General features: G+C 54.6%; 5 protein-coding genes. 2 read left to right on the top strand and 3 right to left on the bottom strand.

The features are described from left to right. Window positions 1–47 precede the first annotated feature (47 nt). Window positions 48–1,943, bottom strand: a complete 1,896-nt coding sequence (locus tag PV433_RS32140) for a right-handed parallel beta-helix repeat-containing protein (protein WP_332076047.1) — start codon at window positions 1,941–1,943, stop codon at window positions 48–50. Window positions 1,944–2,052: 109 nt separating this feature from the next. Further along, on the bottom strand, window positions 2,053–3,366 hold the full coding sequence (locus PV433_RS32145; protein ID WP_332076048.1) for an ABC transporter substrate-binding protein: 1,314 nt from the start codon (window positions 3,364–3,366) through the stop codon (window positions 2,053–2,055). A gap of 517 nt (window positions 3,367–3,883) precedes the next feature. Between PV433_RS32145 and PV433_RS32150 the strand changes: the two genes are divergently transcribed. Together PV433_RS32150 and PV433_RS34280 are read left to right on the top strand one after the other, a co-directional pair. Then, window positions 3,884–6,817, top strand: coding sequence for a TIM-barrel domain-containing protein (locus PV433_RS32150; RefSeq protein ID WP_332076049.1), 2,934 nt, complete (start codon window positions 3,884–3,886; stop codon window positions 6,815–6,817). A gap of 126 nt (window positions 6,818–6,943) precedes the next feature. Next, the gene (locus PV433_RS34280; protein WP_442951602.1) at window positions 6,944–7,216 is read left to right on the top strand and encodes a hypothetical protein; all 273 of its coding nucleotides are present in this window, start codon (window positions 6,944–6,946) and stop codon (window positions 7,214–7,216) included. Here PV433_RS34280 and PV433_RS32155 read toward each other — a convergent pair. Beyond that, window positions 7,191–7,379, bottom strand: a 189-nt coding sequence (locus PV433_RS32155; protein WP_332076050.1) for a hypothetical protein, incomplete at its 5' end; no start/stop codon positions are given. The two genes, PV433_RS34280 and PV433_RS32155, sit on opposite strands and share 26 nt — an antisense overlap.

The raw sequence follows: 7,379 nt of genomic DNA on the forward strand, positions 1-7,379 counted from the left end.
AATCTCTTGTTCTCCAGATCTCCGTCGCCCGCTTCCCCGCGTGAAGCTTAAACGGGATCGAAATACGTATTGTCGTTTACGACCGTGCCGGTCCCCGAATCGACAATGCCGGTTGAGCTTTGCAACCTCGTCCCGAAGATCAGTTGGTTGCCGTGAATCCGATTGTAGCTGTCTACGGCTGCGTTTACTTTGATCGCATGGTCCGACCCGTTGCGGACTTCATACTTCGAGGTCGCGTCCGGAACGGTCGTCCAGGCTGTAGTCACGACAGCTTCTTTCGTGGTGCCGTTATACGAGGCAACATTTCGTTTCTGCCCGATCCCCGTTCCCGCCACGATAAAGAGCAGCATCCCGTTATATTCGCCCGATCCCGCGGACGCCGTCGACGCCAGCGTAATCGAATTCACGCCGCCCGCCGTGGCAGTGCCCGCATTTTTCAACCGATTGCGGATGATGTTACCCTGGATGCTGTTGAAGCTCGACGCCGTACCTAGAGATATATCCGCCCCGCCGGTATTGCCGCTTTCGTCAATGCAGTTACCAAAGACCTGACAATGGGTAACCGTCGCCATACGCACGCTGGTCGATTTCACATTCGTAAACAGGTTGTTGGCTACCTGCACGCCCGAGGACATTTTCACGTCGATGGCGACCCCGTTCGGGTTGCGTATCAAATTCCCTTCGACCAAATGATTTTTAATAATCGACATGTAGACGGCCCCCTGATACGTATACAGCACGTCAACGATGTTGTTCTTGAAAGTTACGTTATTGACGTTCCAAACCGAGTTAAACGCGCCCGTTTCCGTGCCGGCAAACCGGTTCGAATCAACGACGATGTTTTCGATCGTACCGACTCTCCCGTTCAAGCTCAAGCCGTAATTGGCGTTGTTTTGGAACAGGCAGTTCACGATTGTCACCTTTCGGCAAATCCCGCCTGTGTCAGGCTCGATGTCCATCCCGCATTGGGGTAGCGTACCTCTCGTATTTTCGAACGTGCAGCTGTCAAAGAGCACGTCCTCGCCGTATGTCACGCTGACGCCCTGCCTGCGGTTGTTGTCGCAGCGTACGTTGACGAAAGCGACATCCCTGCTGCCCGTTTTTACGTGGTCCTGCCCGACAACCGCCCCGTCACCCCAGCAATTGGCCAGGTACAGGTTGCGAATCCGCACGTGCGTCGAGCCGCCGATACCGATGGCGTACCCGTGCTCGCCGGTCGTCCCTGTATGCTCCTCCCGCTCGCCGATAATTTTCCCGCCGCCCTCTATGGTTACATTTTGCTTGCCGAAAATGTTGATGACATAATACCGTCCGGCGGACGTCGGTTTTGCTTTTAACACGGCTTGCGGGCTTATAACGATTGTCGTATTATCCTTCGCCTCGATGCCGGCGGACAAATCCCCGATACCCGATGCGTCCGCATCGATCAGGTAGACGCCTTGCGGAATGTAGGCCGTGACGTTCCCGCCGGCGATCGCATTGTTAATCGCCTGCGTATCGTCGGTCACCCCGTCGCCCTTCGCCCCGAACCATTTTACATTGACCATGCCGGCTTCGTGCACCCGTTTGAACCGTTTGCCGCCGGTAGTCACGACGATCGTACCGGTATTGTCCGGACTAGAGCCGTCTGTCTCGTCGTATAGGAAAAAGCCCTCTTGGCCCGCATCAACTACAAAGTAAGCGTCCTCCGGACGGGCATCGGCGCCGCCCCTAAGCTCTGCAAGCGTAACCTTGACGCAAAAATCAATCGGATCCAAGTCTTTCCAGTGGAACTTGCCGTCACCCTTGTCATCTTTGACTTTACCGTATACGCTATCCGTCACGTCCGATTGCCCTAAAGCAACCGGCGCACCCGCATTTACTATTCCACCTGCCGCCAATACCGCTCCAGCTGTTCCAATCGAAGCCAACAGTTTTCTTCTGCTAATCGTTAAATCGTTCATTCCTTTCCCTCCTCCATAATATCGTAACCGCTTACAAACTCGATGAATGAATCACTTCTTGTTTGGTTTGTCCCCTTATATTCACGGCTTCGAAGCTTCGAGGAGCTATCTATTGGCTTTTGGCCGCGATATCCCGATTGGCCGCTTCCCCCGCATCGCGAAGCGCGCTGTTGATGTCGGTCTCGTCGTTGATCACTTTGGTCATCGCTGTATTCAAATAAGGCTGAACCAGCGGGTCGTTTTTCGAAGGCGCATAGGGCGGAGCGAATTTACTTTTGAATACGCCTTTCGTGTTTTTCCCCTGAAGCGATTTGATATTGTTGCCGTACATTTCTTTCAGCGCCTGGTCGTTCAGTGAGGTGAACCTGCCGTTGTTCGTAATTAATTTTTGCGTTTCCGCTCCGGTCAGCAGGTCGATCGCCTGAAACGCTTCTTCCTTATGCTTGCTCAAAGCCGAAAGCATCAGGAAATGGCCGGACGAGGCACCCGCAACATTCGGTAAATCCGGGTAGCTCGGAAACTGGACGAGATCCCAATTGAACTGCTGCGGCGTATGGTTTAACGCCTCCAGCGAGGTGATCCGCACGTCGTAGCCGGGTGACATCGCCACCGTCTGGTCCTTGAGGAAATGGTTGACCGTGCCGCCCTTGCTGCCGGGAATGTCGTTGAACTTTTTGACCATCGCGAACAGTCTTTTCCAGCCGTCCGTTTCCACGTTCGCTTTGCCAGTCGTTTGGCTCACGTAGGGTAGCGTAAGCTGCGTGCTCATGTCCAGCAGACCCGGAAGATGCACACCCCTGTACTGGACGCCGTCCACCACGCGCGAAAATTTTCGGGCTACTTCGTACACATCATCCCAGGTCATCCCGTCCGTCGGGTAAGTGACGCCGAACGTGTCGAACAAATCCTTGTTGTAGAACAGAGCAAAGAAATTAAGCGAGAACGGAATCGCGTACAACTTGTCCTTGCCGCCGTATACCCTCGACGTTTCCATCGCCGCCGGATCGAATTTGCCGAGATCCATGTTGTGCGCCTTGGCCAGCTCTGTCAAATCATGGGGCGTTCCCAAATCCCGGTGAAGCGTAATTCTCGGGTAGGTCGTAAAAATGAAATCCGGAAAATCTCCCCCCGCGATCAAGTCCTGGATTCCTTTATCGCCCGCCGTGTTTCTGCGCATCTCTACCGTAATGTTCGGATATTTGGCGTGAATCGGCGCGGCGATCAAGTTTTTGAACTCGTCGTCTGTAATCGTTGCGCCGTCCTGCAGCATGACCAGCTTGACCGGCTCCGCTTGCTTGGGAGGCGTCGTCGCCTCGTTATTCGGGGCGGATGACGCCCCTTTGTCGGCAGTGCCGCCGCAGGCTGCCAAAGACAAACCTAACACGGCAGCCGCAGCCAAACTTCCCGTTGTTTTTTTGAACATGAGTACATACCCCCTGTTGGAATTTAATAACATGTCGTTTCGCCAATTCCGGTCGTGCCCGGGCGAAGCGGCGTGTCCCGGGGCGGCAGACCGCCTTTTCCGGCGGGCAGCAGCTCACACATATGCAGGCGACGGGTTTCCAACTGCTCCGTATTCCCCACCGCATCACGAGCTTGATTTCCGATAGCGAGCGCTTTCAAAGAACGGCTGTAACAGCTGTACACGAAGTCCCTCAATTGATCTTCACATCCTGAAAGCGGATTCGAAATTGCTCCCAATCCTGCAGCATTGCTTCCTCCCCCTTTTTCTTTATTCTTTGAGCTTCTACATGGTAATCGATGTCTTTGTTCCCCGGTAAGCCAAGTATAGAAGATGTGGATCGATCTCGTATATGGCATATCATAACGGGCTCATGTGAATTGATAATTGATTTGGAAGCGTTTTTCTTGTGATTTAATAACATTTTTAGGACAGAAATGTTATCATGGAATCAATGGATATCACAGGGGGCGTGGAGATGGATAGAGTGACGGATACCCGGATTTCGCTGGGGAACGGGGGATGGATCTTGGCGGAGGCGGTAGCCGACTCCACCTTCCGGATTCGGATGAATGAAACGGGGCATTTCCCGGAATCTCCTTTGATAAGGTATCGAATTGTAAACGCCAACATCGAAACGGGAGATGAAAGCCGCTTTATGGAGGACGGCAACGTCACGGTCGTTCGAGCCGGAGGAGCCACGCTGCAAATCGACATGAAGGACGGGCAGCTTCGACTGTACGGTCCTGACGGAAAAGAGCGGCTGCACACCTGCTGCTCGCCCTGGTCCGGCTCGGCATCGGGTTTTGGAGCACGCTTCTCGCTGGATGCCGACGAATCCTTGTACGGGCTCGGCAACGTCGTTCCCGAAAAGCTGGATCGACGAGGCCTGTGCGTACCGATGTGGGCGCAGAAGGATCTGTGGACGAGCGCGCCCATTCCATTTCTGATGAGCTCCAGAGGATGGGCCGTCATGGTGAATACAACGTGGCGGCATACATTCGACATCGGTGCAGCGACCGATGACATTCTAAGCATAGAAGGGCCGTCGGGCGAACTGGATCTGTTTCTTTTCGTCGGAACCGGGTACGCCGAGCTGCTCGAAGCCTATACGGACGTAGCGGGAAAACCGCAGCTGCTGCCGATCTGGATGTACGGGCTGAATTTCTGCCCGCAAGTACAGTCGAGCGCCCGGGATGTGCTCGACGACGCCATCAAATTTCGCCGGTCCGGTACGCCCTGCGACCTGATCGGATTGAGTGCGGATTGGATGGAGACGGACAACGTCTATTCGACCGCGAAACACTGGCATCCGGAACGGTTCCCGATTAGCACGAACGACCTTCTCCGCCAAGTCTCGTTTATCGGCATCCTACAAAAGCAGGGTTTCAAGCTTAGTCTGACTCTGGGCTGCGATTACGATCTAACCCTTCTTGAAGAACGGATGAGCGAGGGAATTGTGGACGGGGAGCGCAGCGATTCGGAAGAGGTGTGGTACGATCATTTGCGCAAGTTTGTCGATGACGGCATCTCCGGCTTCGTGCTGTTCTTGAAAAACCCGATGTTTAGCCATCCCGACCGGATATGGGGCAACGGCATGACGAGCGCGGAGCTTCACAATTTGTATCCGGTTCTGCTCGGCAAACAGATGCATGTCGGCTTCCGCCAGCAGACGAATACCCGACCGGTCATCCATATGGAGAAAGGCTATTTGGGCATGCAGCAGTTTGTCGCCAGTACGGCGGGTACATTTTATAACGCCAGACATGCGATCACGGCCGTATTGAATTACGGGCTATCCGGACACGTCAACACGTCGACGAACATGCACCTGATTACCCGCGAGGGCATTCATGCCGATTTTTTGCTCGCATGGTCGCGGATCCACAGCCAAGATCATTTTCATCATCCGGATTTTCTGGAGCAGCCGTTGCACGAGCTATTCCAGAGGTATGCCCGGCTGCGCTATCGTCTCCTTCCCTACTTGTATGCCACTGCGCATGTCGCCGCCCGAACCGGCATGCCGATTGCCCGTGCCATGCCTCTTCTGTACCCCGATGACCGGAATTGCCGGGAATTAAGCAGACAATACATGCTGGGGGATTTCCTGCTCGTTGCCGTGTACACCGATCAAGTATACTTGCCTGAAGGGAACTGGATCGATTACTGGACAGGGAAGTGTTACAGCGGTTCGCAATGGATCACCTATACCGTTCCTGCGGGGGCGGGCGGCCCTCTATTCGTGCGCTCCGGGGCGATCATTCCGATGTGGCCGCCGTTAGATTATATCGGCCAATTGCGGATAGAGACGGTAACACTGGATATTTACCCCGGCCCTCCAGGCGAGTTTATCTTATACGAGGACGACGGAACCACCTTCGACTATTTGGAGGGACGTTTCGCCCGAACAAAAATGTCGTGTAAAACCGATCATGAAACGACGACCGTGTACATTGCACGGCGCGAGGGAGATTATTCCGGCATCGTTCACAACCGCAGCTACGAGCTGATCATCCATACGGACCGCAAGCCGGCGGCTGTCCGGGTGGACGGTCTGCGTCGTCCGGATTGGACGAGGAGAATCAAGACGGATCCGTTCCGCAGTTGGCGATACGACCGAGTGACTAGTACGGTGAGACTGCATGTGGAAGAGGCCGGGCCAAGGGAGCCGGATGTGTGCGTCGAAATCGTGCATCCGCCGAAGCGTATTCCCACCGCCGTAAATCGCTCCGGGACAGAGGCGGTCGACAACGGCCATGGAGGAAGAAGGGAAGACGGAACGGATGAAGCGTTCGTCTCCGCCATGGATACGGGCGAAGTGCACACGGCGGAATCGGCTCTCTCGGCATGGTGGAAGGAGAAAATGAAGACCGGATCGTCTGGCGCGGCCTGGCCGCTGCACGTCATGAATGCCTGCATCCTGATCGTACAACATACAGAGCGGCGCGGATGGACCGTCGAGGACGTACTCGGCGGAGCGGCGGATATGACAACTATGCTATCGCGGCTCCAATCGTCCGAGCAAGGCTATGAACTGTTGCAGCAGCTCGTTGGACGGCTCGTTCGGCTCACCATGGAGCGCCGCCCTGCGGCAAAGCATCCGGTCGTCCGCGAGCTGATCGCCATCGTTGAGCGGGAGCCGGACAAAGACTTGTCCTTGAATACGATGGCCGAGCGATTCGCCCTGCACCCGTTTCACTTGAGCCGCCTATTCAAGAAAGAAACAGGAGCCGCCTATTCCGACTACGTCATGGCGATTCGAATGACGCAGGCCAAGAAACTGCTGAGCGCCGGCCATAAAGTATACGAGACCGCTTCCCGCTGCGGCTTCAAGGATGCCGGAAATTTCTCCAAGGCGTTCAGCAAATATTGGGGCATCCCTCCGGCGAGTTTCAAAGCGAAACGCGAGTAACGGATGAGGGCCTAGCGTCATGACTACGATCGTGGACAGCTTGAACGCAAAGAAAGGTGGCATTTGGAGATACATTCAGCGAGATCCAGCCGGAAACGAGTACGCACATAATGGGGTTTCCACGAAGTGTCATCGCCTGAACGACTTGTCCAAACGTACGAATTCGAAGGCGTTCCAGCCGTCGGCCTGATTACGGTAACGTTCGAAGAGCTGGGGGGAGGAAGAACCAAACTGACAGAAACAACCTTGTACTCGGAACGAAACTGCCCGTTCGCACCGACGGCAGCCGAACTTTTAGCCGACTGCCGTTGTTTAACGATTGAGCTATCGTCTCCGTCCCTCGGTTTTAAGGGTTTATCTCAAGTATACTCACTCATTCGCAGGATTCCTCCGCCTTGAAATAGTGGTTGTTGTTTGGAAGTAAGCTCATTAGACATCGTTTTTCCGATTTTGGGCATACGGGAACAGAAGAAACGTTTGGAGCTTTTCTCCAAGTGTTTTTTTCTACTGCACGTATACTCCACTTTTTCCTTGGGGGTTCACCATCCCACGGCTCAACGGG

Source organism: Paenibacillus sp. GYB004 (assembly GCF_036577605.1).
In the GTDB taxonomy this organism is placed as follows: Bacteria; Bacillota; Bacilli; order Paenibacillales; family NBRC-103111; genus Paenibacillus_AB; species Paenibacillus_AB oceani.